This is a genomic window from Viridibacillus arvi (assembly GCF_001274945.1).
In the GTDB taxonomy this organism is placed as follows: Bacteria; Bacillota; Bacilli; order Bacillales_A; family Planococcaceae; genus Viridibacillus; species Viridibacillus arvi.
The window spans coordinates 1,586,952-1,604,041 of sequence record NZ_LILB01000005.1 but is presented as its reverse complement, the minus strand read 5'-3'; the positions used below and the strand labels follow the sequence as shown (position 1 = coordinate 1,604,041).

At 33.2% G+C, this 17,090-nt stretch carries 8 protein-coding genes; 7 read left to right on the top strand and 1 reads right to left on the bottom strand.

Translation table 11 applies throughout. The annotated features are described in order from the left end of the window. The first annotated feature begins 19 nt into the window (after positions 1-19). Entirely contained in the window at positions 20-484 is a 465-nt protein-coding gene (locus AMD00_RS16805; RefSeq protein ID WP_053418139.1) for a helix-turn-helix transcriptional regulator, read from the top strand. A gap of 510 nt (positions 485-994) precedes the next feature. Here AMD00_RS16805 and AMD00_RS16800 read toward each other — a convergent pair. After that, positions 995-2,482, bottom strand: a complete 1,488-nt coding sequence (locus AMD00_RS16800) for a catalase (RefSeq protein ID WP_053418138.1) — start codon at positions 2,480-2,482, stop codon at positions 995-997. Between the two features lie 630 nt (positions 2,483-3,112). Here AMD00_RS16800 and AMD00_RS16795 point away from each other — a divergent pair. From AMD00_RS16795 to AMD00_RS16770, 6 genes are all read left to right on the top strand, one after another. Continuing rightward, positions 3,113-6,202: an ATP-binding protein gene (locus AMD00_RS16795; RefSeq protein ID WP_053418137.1), complete on the top strand. Its 3,090-nt coding sequence runs from the start codon at positions 3,113-3,115 to the stop codon at positions 6,200-6,202. Continuing rightward, positions 6,177-7,295, top strand: coding sequence for a response regulator (locus tag AMD00_RS16790; RefSeq protein ID WP_083446264.1), 1,119 nt, complete (start codon positions 6,177-6,179; stop codon positions 7,293-7,295). Before AMD00_RS16795 ends, AMD00_RS16790 begins: the two co-directional genes overlap by 26 nt. Positions 7,296-7,866: 571 nt before the next feature. Beyond that, positions 7,867-12,642, top strand: coding sequence for a collagen binding domain-containing protein (locus AMD00_RS16785; RefSeq protein WP_053418135.1), 4,776 nt, complete (start codon positions 7,867-7,869; stop codon positions 12,640-12,642). A gap of 243 nt (positions 12,643-12,885) precedes the next feature. Continuing rightward, entirely contained in the window at positions 12,886-14,019 is a 1,134-nt protein-coding gene (locus AMD00_RS16780) for a DUF5050 domain-containing protein (RefSeq protein ID WP_053418134.1), read from the top strand. 437 nt (positions 14,020-14,456) lie between these two features. Further along, a complete protein-coding gene (locus AMD00_RS16775; protein ID WP_053418133.1) occupies positions 14,457-15,644 on the top strand; it encodes a GGDEF domain-containing protein in 1,188 nt (395 codons plus the stop codon). A gap of 351 nt (positions 15,645-15,995) precedes the next feature. After that, positions 15,996-17,057 (top strand): nitric oxide synthase oxygenase, encoded by a 1,062-nt coding sequence (locus AMD00_RS16770; RefSeq protein WP_053418132.1) that lies wholly within the window; start codon positions 15,996-15,998, stop codon positions 17,055-17,057. The last annotated feature ends 33 nt before the right edge of the window (positions 17,058-17,090 follow it).

The window sequence follows — 17,090 nt, the reverse complement described above, 5'->3', positions numbered from 1 at the left end:
ACAAATAAGGGTGATAAATATGGATAAAGAAAAAATCATTAGTATCGTTACTGAGAAATTTAAGTTAGTACGTACGGAAAATAACTATACTCAAGATAAAATGGCTGAGGTACTAGGTATTTCAAAAAAAACACTTGTTCAAATCGAAAAACAACGAACACCATGTGGCTGGACAACAACAGTTGCACTATGTGCCCTATTTAGAGAAAGTTCAATTTTGCAAAATGCAATGGGCGGCGATCCAATGGAAGTAGTGGAACTAACAGCGCATGACGTGATTGCGCGTCCAAAAGAAAGAACTATGGGCGGACATGTTTGGTGGCGTACAATTCAAGAGGATAAAGGATATCGTTTGCAGCAAAATATTTTAAGTAACCATTATCGAATTTTAGACTCTGAATCATATCGTTGGTTTAGTACGTTGAATGAAGAAGCGGCATTGGAAGAATTTACTCGTATATTAGAAGAAAATCACTCTATTTAATTATCAGGCATCCATGCAATATGTGGATGTCTCTTTTTATTGATGAGCCACATAATACATATGTGAATATATGCAGTAATTCTTATACAGTTGCTATTAATTGTTAGTTTATTTCTAACATCTCTTAATAGTTCGACTTTAGCTTTAGAATATAATGTTGAACCTGAAGCAGCTGCTCAAACTGTCTTAGTAACAACACTAGCAAGTTGTATTACAGTGACTGTGGTAATATACATATCGGTCTTACTTTATATATAGGTACTACATATAAAATATGAAGTTAAATTATTTATTTGAGTATAAACAGCAACTCTTTTACATGAAGAGTTGTTTTTTTTGTGGATAACTTTTGGTAGGAAAATGATACTATCCACAGGTCAGACAAAGTTATACACTAATTCTGTTAATAAGTGCATAGAATATTCAAAATAATTAAGTAAATTGTGGATAAGTAGTTAAAAAATAAAAAAGCCTCGCTTAGCATGAGTAGCTAAACGAGGCTTCGTAATATTAGCGATATTGAATTTCTTTGTTAACATCAATGTCGTTGATATCGATACCCATTGCTTTGGCAACACCTGTACCATAAGCTGGATCTGCTTTGTAGCAGTGAATGATGTGACGTTCTTTAATGAAGAACTCAACACCTTCCATGTTACGAGCAGTATTTTCGAATAAACGTTGTTGCTCTTCTGGACTCATGATGTTGAACAATTTACCTGGTTGTTCGAAGTAATTGTCATCATCTTCGCGGAAGTCATAGATATCTGCTGGTCCATCAAGTGCTAATGCAGGGTCTTTATATGATGGTTGTTCTTGCCATTGACCATAGCTGTTTGGCTCATAGTGCAATGTACTTCCTAAGTTTCCATCTACACGCATTTGTCCATCGCGGTGGAAGTTGTGTACTGGGCATTTTGGTGCGTTAACAGGGATAGATGTATTGTTTACACCTAAACGGTAACGAGCAGCATCTGCATAAGCGAATAAACGAGCTTGTAACATACGGTCTGGTGAGAAGCTAATACCTGGAACTACGTTAGATGGTGCGAACGAAGCTTGTTCTACATCAGCGAAGTAGTTAGCTGGGTTACGGTTTAATTCGAATTCACCAACAGGAATTAAAGGGAATTCTGACTTGTACCATACTTTTGTTAAATCAAATGGATTGTAACGGTGGTTACGAGCTTGTTCTTCTGTCATCACTTGGATAGACATTTTCCATTTAGGGAAATCGCCTTTTTTGATTGATTCAAATAGGTCACGTTGTGAAGATTCACGGTCTTGTGCAACTACTTCAGCAGCTTCTTGGTCTGTGTAGTTTTTAATACCTTGTTGTGAAGTGAAGTGGAATTTCACATATACACGTTCGTTATCAGCGTTGATCATTGAATACGTATGTGAACCGAAACCGTGCATATGACGGTAATCAGTTGGGATACCACGGTCACCCATAACATAAGTTACTTGGTGTAAAGCTTCAGGTAAGTTTGTCCAAAAGTCCCAGTTGTTGTTAGCTGAGCGCATGTTAGTATGTGGGTCACGTTTAACAGCATGGTTCAAGTCAGGGAAGTGCATTGCATCACGGAAGAAGAATACTGGAGTGTTGTTACCAACTAAATCCCAGTTACCTTGTTCTGTGTAGAATTTTAATGCGAATCCGCGGATATCACGTTCAGCATCTGCAGCACCACGTTCACCAGCTACAGTAGAAAAACGAGCGAACATTTCTGTTTTTTTGCCTACTTCAGAGAAGATTGCGGCTTTTGTATATTTAGTAATATCGTGAGTTACTGTGAAAGTACCAAATGCACCTGAACCTTTAGCGTGCATACGACGTTCTGGAATAACTTCACGGTTAAAATTAGCTAATTTTTCGATCAACCATACATCTTGCAGTAAAAGGGGTCCACGTTTACCTGCAGACATAGAGTTAGTATTGCTAACGACTGGTGCGCCGGCAGCAGTTGTTAACTTTTTATTATTATCATTTGTCATAATGTTGTGCCTCCTATTTTTAACTCAATTGAACTCTTCAAAACTAATATAACAGATTGCTAGATGAAAGTAAATTATAATGATTCTCTTTAAGGAATCTGTATCTCTAAGTATGTTCTATAAATAATAGTGATTAAGTCAGTATATATAGTGTTTCAAAAAGTACAATTCACTTACTAAATAAATTATAAAAGGAACAAAAAGGGTAACGAAATAGCATGAATAGTGCTAAATGTATTAAAAAATCATTGAGAATATGAATTAGATAAAATAAAGATCTTTTAAACAACTTACTCATTAATTAAAGTCGATAATAAATTGTATATAAGAATAATTATTATTATCATTATGATAGTGTAAATAAGATTAATTGATAATATTTTAATGATATTTGAATCTTGTTTTCTACTTTAATGATCAGTAGATTGGCTTTAAGAAAGGCATGTCTGGAGTTTAAACTTTGCACAGCATTTTTACATTTAAATGTAATCTAAAGTGAATATTCTTTGAAATGATTTAACAATTTAAGCATCTTATGGATTATTCATTTACAATAGGTTTATACGAATTGAAAATAGAAATTGATTAATAAAAGAACTTTACATATTTGACCTAGCAAAGAGGTGTGTTATGAAGAGAAAGCTATTCATCGCTGTTTGTATCGGTATTTTTTTGTTCACAATTATAAGTAGTTTTAGCTACTTTAATATTTTCCAACCGAATGGGCCTGATGCAAAAAATGGTGTATTGGATTTGAGTAATTGGGATTTTGAAAGAGATGGAAATGTAAATTTAAATGGTGAATGGAAATTTTATGCGGGTGATTTGATAACGCCTGACAAAAAACCTCATACTTATGAAGAATATACTCAAAAGCTGACAACTATTAATGTTCCAGGAAATTGGAATAACCAATATACGGAACAATATGGTACATATCGGTTGCTTATCAAGTTACCAGATAACGAGAAGTACGGATTCAAAATTGATAAAATCCGATCTTCTAGCCGATTGTTTATAAATGGGGTAGAGGTTGGTGCAAAAGGCTACCCTTCAAAAAACATGGAAATAAATCAGTATAGTGATGAGAAGTATGTGGCGTATGGTACTGGTGAAGGCCTAGAAATAGAGGTCGTTATTCAAGTAGCCAATCTAAATTACCATGTTGCTGGCATTATTTCTCCACTGAAATTTGGGTCTGCAAAGGGCATTGAAATATCAAAAACAGTTGATGTGATGTTAGAAACGGCTCTTTTTGCAGGTTATTTCCTATTATTTATTATGTATTTAGTAACCTACTTGCAACGAAAAAGAAATTTATATGAATTGTACTTTAGCTTATTTTGCTTCTTTCAGGGATTTTATATTACTACGTTAAATGAGCAGTTATTTTTTATTAAATTGTCGAATTTATCTTGGCATGAAAGGTCGTATTTCCAATTTACATTTATTCATCTAGCTATTCTATTCTTTCTGTTATTTATATATGAATTTTTTAAACAATATACAAATAAAAAAGTTGTCATATTTTTATGTAGCTTATTAATTGTTGAGGTGTTTATAGAGGGAATACCAAATCCTATATTGTTGTTATTAGCTCCTCCTATTATTGTCGAGAAAATAGTAATGGTTTTCATTTTAGGGTTAAGCTATGGATACATCGTATATATATTACTGAAGGCTTTAATGAAAAAAGCAGAAGGTTCTGAGTATATATTAATGATAGTTACATCATTTGCGTGTTATGGAATTTTAATTGCATTAAACTTTTTATTTGAAATAAAAGTTAAATATGAGCCCGTTTTTCTGTTTTTAACAATGGTAATTGGCCTATCTTCTTTAATTGGATTCCGTCACCAGCGTGCTTTTATGGAAGTAGATCGTTTATCTAAGGAATTACTTCGTTTTGATGAATTTAAGGATGATTTTTTAGTGAAAAGCTCTCACGAATTACGGACACCATTACATGGTATTATTAATCTCTCTAAATCATTAATGGAAGGTAATAAAGGTGCACTAAAAAAAGAACAACAAGAAATCGCTGTTTTAATTCACACAGTTGGTAAACGGTTAGCGAAGTTAGTAGATGATTTATTATATGCTGGAAAGATTAAGCGTGGGGAAGTAAATATTTCACCAACTCCGGTCAATGTTCATATTGTTGAAGAGATTATAGCTGAGGTATTTTATCTAATACCGACTTCGAATAAGTTAAAATTAGTTAATATGTTTCCATCTAATCTACCATTAATCTATGTAGATGAATACAAGTTAAAACAGATTTTCTTTAATCTTATTTACAATGCTATTAAGTACACGAAATATGGCGAGATTACACTTTCTGCAAAAGTGCAGAATGGAGAAATGTTCATCTCAATTACAGATACAGGCATAGGCATTGAGGAAGATCATATTAATCAAATTTTCGACTCATTATATCAAGTAAAAGGAATTGAATCTGAAGGTCTTGGTCTAGGGTTAAGTATTACTAAGCAACTAGTGGAAGTGTCTGGTGGGCGCATTTGGGTTACTTCAGAAATCGGAAAAGGCTCGTGTTTTACTTTTACGATTCCTTTAGCGAACGAATCACAGCTTAAAGCGGTGGAGAACCCAGCATATTTTCCAGCTAAAAAAAATAGTATGCTTCTGGAAATAAAAGATAAAGAGGTTTCAAAAGCTTTCTTGGATGTACCGGTGAAAATTGAAGGGAAAAAGGGTTATACCATTTTAGTAGTAGATGATGATCATGATAATTTAAAGATATTGGTAAATTCTATACGATCTTTAGACTATACCGTGATTGCAGTTGAGAGCGGTGTAGATGCCCTTGAAATAATGAGGAATGAATCCGTGGATTTAATGTTATTAGATTTAATGATGCCAAATATGTCAGGTTTTGAAGTTTGTAAAATTGTGAGGGAAGAACATGGTTTACTCGAGCTTCCAATTGTCATCTTAACGGCAGCTGGTCAATTATCAGATTTGATAATTTCCTTGCAAGGAGGGGCGAATGACTTTTTACAAAAGCCAATTAATCTTGAAGAATTAAAAGTCCGTATAGAATCATTGTTATCAATGAAAGAATCTTCAAGGGAAGCAGTGAAAAATGAATTAGATTTCTTATCTGCACAAATTACACCACATTTTTTATACAATACATTTAATACGATTATTGGATTGAGTTATAAGGATGAAGAGAAAACGCGGGAGGCGCTACAATATTTGTCTACGTATTTCCGTGCAAAATTAGATTTTAATGGTCAAGATTGCTTAATCCCATTAGAAAATGAAATAGAATTAGTGAAAGCTTATCTATCCATTGAAAAGATGCGTTTTGGTAATAGATTAAATATTGAATATGAGATCGACGAAACGATAGAAGCACTTATCCCCTCAATGACCATTCAGCCACTTGTTGAAAATGCAGTTCAGCACGGCATCGCCAAAAAGTCTAATGGCGGGACAGTAAAAGTAACGATAGAAGAAACTACAGTAGGTGTCAAAATAGTGATTGAAGATGATGGAGTAGGAATCCCTATTCAAAAGCAAAATGAGTTAATGAATGAGCGGAGTACACGATTAGGCTTTTTAAACCCATATAGAAAGCTAAAACTTATCGAAAAATCATCATTCTTATTAGAAAGTAAAGAAAGTGAAGGAACGAAAATAACTATAATTGTACCTGGGGGTGAAAATGATGAGAGTTCTATTAATCGATGATGAAGAAATTGCTTTAGAAGTGCTTGAGATTATGACTAGTAATATAGAAGGAATTGAAATTGTTGGGAAATATACAAATCCGGTTCTTGCCTTGCAAGAATTAGCTAACATACAAGTGGATGTTATTTTTATAGATATGGAAATGCCGGGAATGCACGGAATTGAATTTGCTGAGATAGTAATGGAAAGGTACAGTAATATAGAGGTACTTTTTGTAACGGCGCACCCTCAATTTGCAATAGAGGCATTTGAAGTGAACGCGTCTGATTATTTGTTGAAACCTGTAAGTATGACGCGGTTAAGAAAGGCAATTAAAAAAGTTGAAGAAAGAATTACTTTATATAAATCTAGGGAAGGTCTTTCTGAGCAAACACACAAAGTTTTGTATGCTCGCTTCATGAGTAGCTTTGCACTACAAGATTATCAACAAAATGAAGTGAAATGGCGTACAAGAAAAGTAAAGGAATTATTCATTTTCTTATGGCACAATAGAGAAAATCCGATTCATAAGGCGAATGTTGTTGAGGCATTATGGCCAGAAATGGACGCTACAAAAGCTGTGACATTATTACATACAACTGTCTACCAATTGAGAAAAGCTATAAAAGATATTGGTGTGGAAAATTCCATTACATTAGTAAATGATCATTATAAACTGTCCGTGCCCCTCACAAGTGATGTCCTTGAACTAATGCAAATTGTACAAACAGAGGACATGCATCCTTTAAAAGTAGAAAGGTTACTCGAACTTTATAGTGGAGATTATTTGGAAGGAGACGTTTACCCATGGTCGATTCAATACCAACAATGGATAAAACAGGCCGTTCTACTATATCTCGAAAAATTTATAACGAGTACAGAAAGTAAAATAGATCAAAACGCATTAGTGGAAAAGTGTCTGGAAAAAATGCTGATTTTAGATATGTATAATGAAACGATTATGCACCAGTTGATGAAACATTATCAACAATTAAATAATACGCAAAAGATAAAAGTTCTTTATGAAACAATTACGAATAATCTTGTAGATGAATTAGGCATTAAAATACCTAGAGAAATTGTAGATTTATATAATGAATGTTTTTCTCATTAATAGGGGCTGTCTCACAAGTCATTTTTTGACTTTGAGGCAGCTCTTTTAATATTGCGAAGAATTAGTTGGACTTTATTTTCTGAGTTGTTAGAAATCTGTGGATTCATGATTTATAACTAAATAGATGCCTTTTTTTGCTTAGTTAAATTTGATAAAATATTAAAATTTTTTCGTTTAATCAATAATATATTATATTTAATATTAATTGTAGGATTTTAGTCCCGTTTATCTTTCAAGTTCAGAATTTGTTCAGAACAAGAGGTTATAATGGCATAGACCATTCCTAAATTAGAAAAATTTTACGAATTAGTCCCGAAAAGAAGTAGCTAATAATAAATAGAAAAGGAGAAAGGTGGATTAATCGGGAAATAGATAGTATAAATAGCTTGAAAAATAAGCTAAGTTAAATGCCATTGTATTATCAGGTGTACCCCTGACTCGTTCTTATTTAGTGAAAAAGGAATGTTAAACCCGAACAAAAAGTTAATTGAAACCTTAAGATTATAAGGTGATATCGGGAGAATTGAAATGGTGCAGAAAAATGATGAGGTTAAATAATAGGGAGGTAAGTATGAAAAAGATTGGTTTTATAACAATGATGATTCTATTACTCGTGAATAGTTTTTTAACTCCAATTGCTGCAAATGCAAATAGTAATAACGAGCAATTATTTATTTTAGGAACCCCAGAAATAATCAAAGGTTCGGAAGAAGAATCGACAGCGACGGTTAAGTATAATTGGCACTTTAATGCTGGTGATAAGAAAGAGGAAGCAGTATACGATTTCCAATTACCTGAAGGGGTTAAGATAGGTACATCTCAAACAAATAAATTACTAATTGATGGGACAGAAATCGGCTCGTATACAGTTTCGGGTAACCAAATTCAAGTGAAAATCTTACAGAATCAGACGAAAAGTGGTTCTGGTACGATAGAAATCGTTGGGGAACAGGAAATCACTGTTAACCAACCTGAAGCTGATTCAACAGTTACTGGCGATTCTACAGAAGAGGCAGTAGAGAATACAAAAGTTGAAAATGGAAAAAAGGTAGAATTACTTAAAGAAGTTGACGGAATCACTTCTGATGATGGAAAATCAACAACAGAAGAAAATGGTACAGATGATTCAAAAGGAAAAGAAGAAAATAATAAAACGACAAACAAAGATATAAAAGAGAATATCTTAACGAGTGCAAAATTAACCTTTGAAAATAAGGAAGGCCAGGAAATAGAAAGTGTCAATCGTGAATCCATTATTACGGTAGATTACGAATATGTACTTCCAAATAATCATGGCTACACAGATGGTGCGATATTCAAATTTAATTTGCCAGAAGAACTAATTGTTTATGAAGAAGTGAAAAATGCACCACTTAGGTTCGATGGAGAAGACATTGGGGTCTTTTCAGTTAGTATGGACGGGTTAGCTACTGTTACTTTTAATAAATTCATAGAAAACCATTCAGATATTAAAGGGACACTACAAGTTTTATCAAAAATAAGTGAAAAAGTAGTGATTACTGATGAAAAAATAGTTACAGTAACACCTATTACTGGTAAAGATTCTATTGATATTCCTATTAATTACAATCCAGATGGTACTTCAATTGATAAAAAAGGAACACCAGATAAAAACTACAATGCAAAAACTATTAATTGGACGATTGATTTTAATAAAAACCTTGATTCTATTGAAAATGCTGTGCTTAATGATCCTATTAAAGAAGGACAATTATTGCAAGCTGATTCTGTAAGGATATATAAACTAATAACGCATTTAGATGGAAGTGTTGAGCAAGGGGCAGAAGTTACCACTGAATATAACCTTGGAAAAACAGCGGAAGATAAAGATTTCCAAATAAATTTAGGGGACATCAAATCAGCTTATCGTGTAGTATACACAACGGATATCATAGATTCTGATGGAACGAAGTATCAAAACGAAGCAACATTATCAGGTGACAAGTTTAATGAATCGGCTAGTGCAACAGTAAGTGTTGGACGAGGGAAAACGTTAGAAAAAAAATCAAGAGGGTACGACCCAGCAACACAAACAATTACGTGGGAAATCAAGTACAACTACAATGAAAAAACAATTCCTGCAGAGAAAGCGATTCTAACAGACTTTTTTAACAATACACAGGGGTTTGTAGATGATTCTCTTAAAGTTGAAAAAGTGAAAATTGGTGAAGATGGTAATGAAAATGGATCAGAAGCAGTATCAACTGGTTATACATTCACACCAAAATCAACAGAAGGTAAAAATGGGTTTGAATTAAAGTTTAAACAAGAAATAAATGCTGCATATAAAATTGTCTATAAAACAAAAGCGAATAATCGTGTTTATGATGGCGAGGAAATCATAAATGAAGTGACATCTGGTAATGGTGGACAAGGAACAGGAAAAGAGACCATTTACCAACAAATACTAGAAAAATATTATGTAAGTTCAGATTATAAAAACAAAACAGCAACATGGATGATTTCCATAAACAAAGATAGTCATTCAATGAAAAACGTTAAACTTGTAGACTCATTTACAAATAAAGGGCTAACATTACTTCCGGACACACTTAAAATCACAACAGCTGGAAATGAACTTAAAAAAGGTGAAGATTACACATTAAAAGAAGATACAGATGGTAATGGCTTCACAATTGAATTTACAAAAGAAATTAATACACCACATGTAATTGAATATAAAACAAAATTTAATTATGAAAATCGTGAAAAAGAATCTTTAAATTATTTAGAAAACAACGTAAGTCTTACATGGACTGATAAAGATGGTAAAGATAAATCAAAAGAAGCAACGGCAAAATTTACGCCGGATGAATATACGCAATCTAACGGTTTTAAAAACGGCTCGTACAATGCTGTAGATAAAGAAATAACATGGAATATCGGTGTAAATTACAACCTTAAAACACTATCAAATGCATATGTAGAAGATTTCATTTTAGACAATCAAAAACTTGTTGAGGATTCATTAAAAGTATATAAAATGTCTTTAACGGGTGGAGCAAACGGCACAAATAAAGAAGCGTTAGTAGAAGGTCAGGATTATACAGTTGAGTGGAATCCTGGTGATAAACCAGGTTTTAAAGTGATTTTCAATAATGAAATTAATGAACCATATTTAATTTCATATAAAACAAGTTTGAAAGATTCACTTATTAAAAATAAATATAGTAACACTGCGACACTATATAATGACGGGAAAAAAGTAACTGATCTTTCTGCAAGTGTATCCGTGCAACATGGAGGCGAATATACTAAAAAATCAGGAGTACAGAAAGGTAAGATTATTAATTGGAAGGTTAATATTAACTTCGGGCAATCAAGCGTATCGAATGTGAAATTAACAGATAATCCAAGTGGTAACCAATCTATACTCGAAAACTCCTTCCATCTATACGCTACTACAGTTGATGAAAAAGGGAACGTTGCAAAAGGAAAAGAATTAGAACACGACCAATATAAAATTGAATTTAAAAAGGGAGAGGGCGATAAGGATTTCTTTGAGCTTACCTTTAAGAATTCAATTGACACTCCTTATATTCTAGAATATCAGTCACTTATTTTAGATAAAGTGGGAGCTAAGATTAATAACGATATTACATTGACAGGCGACCAAATTTTAGAGGAAACAACTGAATCTAAAGCCGTTGTTGAAGTTAAAAAAACAACAGGTTCAGGAACAGGGGAAGGTAAAGTTGGTAGTCTAGAAGTAAAGAAATTTGCTGCTGATGATAAAACAAAACCTCTTGAAGGAGCTGTATTCTCACTAATCGATGAGGACAGTGGTGTAGTCATCAAAACGTTGACTACAGGCGAAGATGGTACTGTGAAGTTTGAAAAATTGCTTTACGGAAACTATTTATTAAAAGAGGATCATGCCCCTAAAGGATATGTTGTAGGTATTAATGATACAAAAAAAATAGAGATTAGTGGCGCTAACGAAGAAATTATTTACAATAATAGAATCATTCAAGCTGTTGAGCTAATAAAAGTTGATAAGGAAAATTCCGCTACGACACTGCAAGGCGCGATATTTGACCTTCAACAAAAGCAAGATACTGAATATAAGACAATTAAAACAGCACTAACAACTGATGAAGATGGCAAAATTATTGTAAATAATCTTGAACCTGGTAAGTATCAGTTTGTTGAAACACAAGCACCTAAACATTATTTATTAGACGGAGAACCAGTTGGATTCACAATTGAGAAGGATCAAACTAAAGTAGAAGTAGTGAAAAAAGAAAATGTTAGAGGCAAAGGAAACCTATCAGTCATTAAAGTGGACGCGGCAGATGCTAGTAAAGTTTTAGAAGGTGCAATCTTTGAACTTTACGACAGTAAAAATTCTTTAGTCGATACAAAAATAACAAATGCAAAAGGTAAGATAGTATTTGAAAACTTACCTTATGATAATTACACATTAAAAGAAACCACTGCTCCAAATGGTTACGCAATTGATTCGAAGGATAGTAATGTGGTTGTTACTCTAGACAAATCAGATAAAGAAATAACAATTAAAAACAACAAAATTATCCGAGCATTTAAATTGAAAAAAGTAGATGCAAATAATTCTAAAATCGTATTAAAAGATGCAGAATTCAAATTGATGTATAAAAAGCTAGAGACAGATGAGTATACCGTTGTTAGTGGAAAAGAGAAACTAATAACAGATAAAAATGGTGAAATTTATGAAGAGAATCTTGATGAAGGATTCTATCAACTTATTGAAACAAAAGCTCCAGCTGGTTATATACTAGATAGCAAGCCGATAGAATTTGCTATCCAAAAAGAACAAATTGAAATACTGGACTTAACAAAAACAAATGAATACAAACATCCAGTTGATCCAGGCAAACCAGTTGATCCAGGCAAACCAGTTGATCCAGGCAAACCAGTTGATCCAGGCAAACCAGTTGATCCAGGCAAACCAGTTGATCCAGGCAAACCAGTTGACCCAGGTAAACCAGTTGATCCAGGCAAACCAGTTGACCCAGGTAAACCAGTTGACCCAGGCAAACCAGTTGACCCAGGTGAACCAGGAGAACCAGGCAAACCGAGCAAACCAGGAAATCCAAATAATCCTGGAGGGCCAAACAATTCGGGTAATCCTAACACACCAGGAAAACCGAGTGATACAGGTAAGCCGAATAATTCTGGGTATAATAAAAATGAGGATAAGCCAAATAATCTGGGAAGCGTAAAAGAAAGTAAATTACTTCCACAAACAGGTGTAGATTATCCAGCAGGTACCTTATTTATAGGGATTTTAGCTATCCTGTTTGGTTTATGGGTTTTATATAACAGAAGAAGTACAAAGGCATAGAAAAAGAGGACTATTTAGTGGGGATTTACCACTGATAGTCCTTTTTTTATTTTAGGAAACGAATAGATAATAAGGTAATTTTGTAGGTATTTAGTCTTAAAATTGAACATTTGTATTATCGTTATAGATACATATGTTCACTGCCGAATTACGTCAGATGGAGTCAATATAACTAATGTTGGATACTTATTTAGAACTATATTTAATATAATTAGAGAAAAGAAAAGGTTAGGAATGGTATAGATGAAACAGTTAATGAAGGTGATTCTAGGGATTATTTTAATAGCAAGCATCTTTCCTATGCAAACCTTTGCAAGGAGCACTATCTCAACAAAATCTTTGAGTAACGAAGAACAAAAGACATATAATAATATTCTCAAAAGCTTGCAAAATGTAGAAGCAAGTACATATTTTAATTCTAGCGAAGTAAGGCCTGAAGAAATTGGGTCAATCGTAAATAATGTAGTTGAGGATCATCCGGAAATTTTTTATTATAATGGAGCAACTACATTCTCAACTGGAACAATCAAATTTAAATATGATGGCAGTAAACAAAGTATTCTTAAAAAGAAGAACAAGATTGATGCCGAAGTAAAGCGTATAATAAATGTAAAAATAAAAAAAAATATGAGTGATATAGAAAAGATAAAAGCTATTCATGATTATCTAGTTTTATCGGTAAAATATGATTACAAAAACCATAGAAAAGATAAGGTTTCCAGAGATTCTTATGAAGTTTTTGGTGCTTTAGTGAATAAAGTTGCCGTTTGTGATGGGTATTCAAAGTCAATGCAACTACTTTTAAATAATGTAGGAGTGGAAACAATTGTTGTTACGGGAAGTAGTAAAGGCGAGAGCCACTCTTGGAACATGGTGAAGATTAATGGTGAGTACTATCATATCGATACGACTTGGGATGATCCAATTCCAAACAAAACTGGAGTTGTCAACTATCATTATTTTTTACTAAGTAATGCACAATTGAAAAAAGATCATAGCTGGAAAGAAAAAGAGTTTCCGAACGCAAATAGTGAAAAATACAGATATTTCCACAATATGGGGAACGTGATTGAAAAAAGTGGAACATATTATTTTTCAAATAACAAAAATGATCAATTATTTAAGATGGATAAAAAAAGTAATAAGCAATTAAAAGTTGTCAACGACAGAGTACCTTTCTTAGCCGTATATGGCCAATGGATTTACTATAGTAATTATTCTGATGGTGGTTATTTATATAAAGTGAAGTTAAATGGTCAAAATAAAACTAAAATAAAATCCACCCATGTCGTAGACTTGTATGTAAAAAGTAAAGTACTTTATTATAAAGAAAATGAATCAGGGGAAATTCACCAATTAGCTCTTAATGCTAAATGAAAATGTTAACTGTAAAATGCTGTTAAAAACCCTAACTTCTACAGAAGTTAGGGTTTTTAGTATTTCTGATTTAATATTTGGACAGTTGTTAATTACTAATAATGTAAATAATTGTACACACATCACATTTTGTTCAGAATTTGTTTAGAACTAATGGTTAGTATTACTAAATAAATGATCTAAATTAGTATTAAATCTAAGTAAAGAACTTATTATATAATTTATTAAAAAAAAACCGTTACCATTGACATAATTGTGTGCATCTATCTATGGTTATTTTAGGGGGATTAATACTATGAAACGTGTGTATTGTTAAGTTTAGGACTATGAATTAGGTTCGATCGAAGGTGAAATATTTTATAGCAGTGTTGGAATGTATTGAACAAAATAGGATTTCATAAGGGAATAATGCGAGCCGATTGATGGGAGTGGCCCCGATGAGGAAGGACCAAGACTCTAAACAAGAGCTTGTTTTTCGAAAAGAACGATTGTTGGATAATATGTCACGCATGTTGTTGATAACAAAAGTGTATGTGGTTGTTATTGTTTTGATTGGTATTGTTAATATTGGAATTACGTCTTTTTCAAGTTTTCATCCGAATTTTCCATTTCAATATATGGTGGTATATACGTCATTTTGTTTGTTTAATGTATATTGTTTTTACATTGTTAATAGACAAATGAAGGTATCCAATTGCTCTGTTAAACATATTGATAAATGGGAAAAAATTATTGTTGTCTATATTACCATTTCAATGACTTATGGAGCGATTATTTCTGTAATGGATCAAGTACAATATCAGGATTTTATGGTCTATACATTGTGTATGCTACTTTGTGCAGTACTATTTTATACATCAATAAACCAAATATTGTTGCCTATCATAATTGCAACTACAATTTTAGTGGTAGGAATTCCAATAGCTCATCATGATTTCTATCTATTCTATCTACAACTTTACTTTGTAGCGCTTATTGTTATCATAACTTTTATACTTTCAAGAGTAGTTTACAGAGATTATTTGAAGTCATATAAAACGAAGGAACAGTGGCTTGTAGAATTGAAACGAAATGCGATATTGACAGATCAGCTACAAAAAGCAAATAGGCAATTGTCATTAAAAGCCTATTATGATGAGTTGACGGGTATCTATAATCGACATGGCTTTCAACGAGATATACAAGATATATACAGAAATCGTGCTGGAAAATCTATAGATGTGACAATTATTTTAATTGATATCGATTACTTCAAAAATTATAATGACCATCATGGACACAATCGTGGCGATAATACACTGCGTTCTATCGCACAAGCAATTGCCGATACAGTACAAGAATACGATTGTATCCCAGTAAGGTGGGGTGGGGAAGAATTTGTCGTAGTTGGAAGGGATTTGACGGAAGAACAGGTCCACACACAATGCAAATTGATTGAAATGGCTATATCAAAATTGTTTATTCTTCACGAAAATTCACCTGTATCTAACATTGTGACGGTAAGTATTGGCGCTTGTACATTGCCTTGTTCTAACTCAACTGATGTAGAAACTGTAATCAAAAGCGCCGATAAAGCATTATATAAAGTAAAAAAAAGCGGTCGTAATAATTATTCGATTGTATGATTATTCGGTAATAAGTATATAATCTTGATTATAAGTAATGAATCGTGTTTACTCTCTGTGGAGAGTGGGATATCAATGTCAAAAAAATTTAATAAATAGACTTCTAATGGAATTAGAATATATTTTTCAACTAAATCCTTTCAGGGGCGTTTTTTATTTACACTTTAAGCTGAATTTTAAGAAGATGTTATTATATTGTTTATTCTAAAAATTCATTCAAATTAAATCGGTTTATGCCAAAATTAGAAGTTGCCACAAAATCACCACATTATTTAAGTCTTATGCCTTGTCTCATGGAAATCACTTCTTCTATGATGGTAGATAGGAAGTCGATTGGTGACAGGAGGAACTATGGCGATGTTGAATGAGGCTATTGATTTTATAAAGTTGTATTATTCGGAAACAGAGCGATCTGAAGAGGAATTAGTAAGACGCTTAGCTGAAGTAGAGCATGATATCCAAGAGAATGGATTTTATGAACATACAATAGATGAACTGAAATTTGGTGCACAAGTAGGTTGGCGTAATAGCAATAAATGTATTGGTCGTTTGTTTTGGCAAACGTTGCAAGTGCTTGATCGGCGCGAACTAACAAGTGAGCAAGACATTTTTCAAGGACTTCTAGAGCATATTGATTTTGCAACAAATGGTGGTCGAATCCGTCCGACGATTACAATTTTCTCTCAACGTAATGTACGTATTTGGAATCATCAATTAATCCGATATGCTGGTTATGAAACGGCAGATGGTATTGTGGGAGATCCGGATTCGGTAGAGTTTACGAAGAAATGTGAGCAACTTGGCTGGCAAGGACAAGGTGGGCGTTTCGATGTATTGCCACTTGTTATTCAAGTTCAAGAAAGAGAACCGCAATTATTCGATATTCCAGCAGAGTATATATTGGAAGTTCCAATCCGACACCCTGAGTTTGAGTGGTTTAAGGACCTTGGTCTGAAGTGGTATGCGGTACCGATGATTTCGAATATGAAATTAGAAGTTGGTGGTATTACATATGCAGCTGCTCCTTTTAATGGTTGGTATATGGGAACTGAAATTGGTGCACGTAATTTAGCGGATGACTATCGATATAATATGCTACCGACAATCGCAGAAAAGATGGGTTTAAATACAGTTTCAAATTCTTCTTTATGGAAAGACCGTGCGTTAGTTGAATTGAATGCGGCAGTTTTATATTCGTATAAAGAAGATGAAGTGAGCATTGTTGATCACCATACGGCAGCACAACAATTCAAACGCTTCGAATCTAATGAACAAAATGCAGGGCGTGACGTAACAGGGAATTGGACATGGCTTATTCCACCATTATCACCGGCTACAACGCATATATTCCATAAACCATATGACAATGAACGCAAAACACCAAATTATCTTTATCAGAAAGCGCCGTATTGATTTAGAAAAACGCAGGAAAATTATTGCAATTTT

Bases quoted from the DNA above. Each gene is read 5' to 3' on its own strand.
- AMD00_RS16790 (WP_083446264.1), top strand. From the start codon at position 6,177: ATGATGAGAGTTCTATTAATCGATGATGAAGAAATTGCTTTAGAAGTG.
- AMD00_RS16780 (WP_053418134.1), top strand. From the start codon at position 12,886: ATGAAACAGTTAATGAAGGTGATTCTAGGGATTATTTTAATAGCAAGC.
- AMD00_RS16770 (WP_053418132.1), top strand. From the start codon at position 15,996: ATGGCGATGTTGAATGAGGCTATTGATTTTATAAAGTTGTATTATTCG.
- AMD00_RS16795 (WP_053418137.1), top strand. From the start codon at position 3,113: ATGAAGAGAAAGCTATTCATCGCTGTTTGTATCGGTATTTTTTTGTTC.
- AMD00_RS16785 (WP_053418135.1), top strand. From the start codon at position 7,867: ATGAAAAAGATTGGTTTTATAACAATGATGATTCTATTACTCGTGAAT.
- AMD00_RS16800 (WP_053418138.1), bottom strand. From the start codon at position 2,482: ATGACAAATGATAATAATAAAAAGTTAACAACTGCTGCCGGCGCACCA.
- AMD00_RS16805 (WP_053418139.1), top strand. From the start codon at position 20: ATGGATAAAGAAAAAATCATTAGTATCGTTACTGAGAAATTTAAGTTA.
- AMD00_RS16775 (WP_053418133.1), top strand. From the start codon at position 14,457: ATGAGGAAGGACCAAGACTCTAAACAAGAGCTTGTTTTTCGAAAAGAA.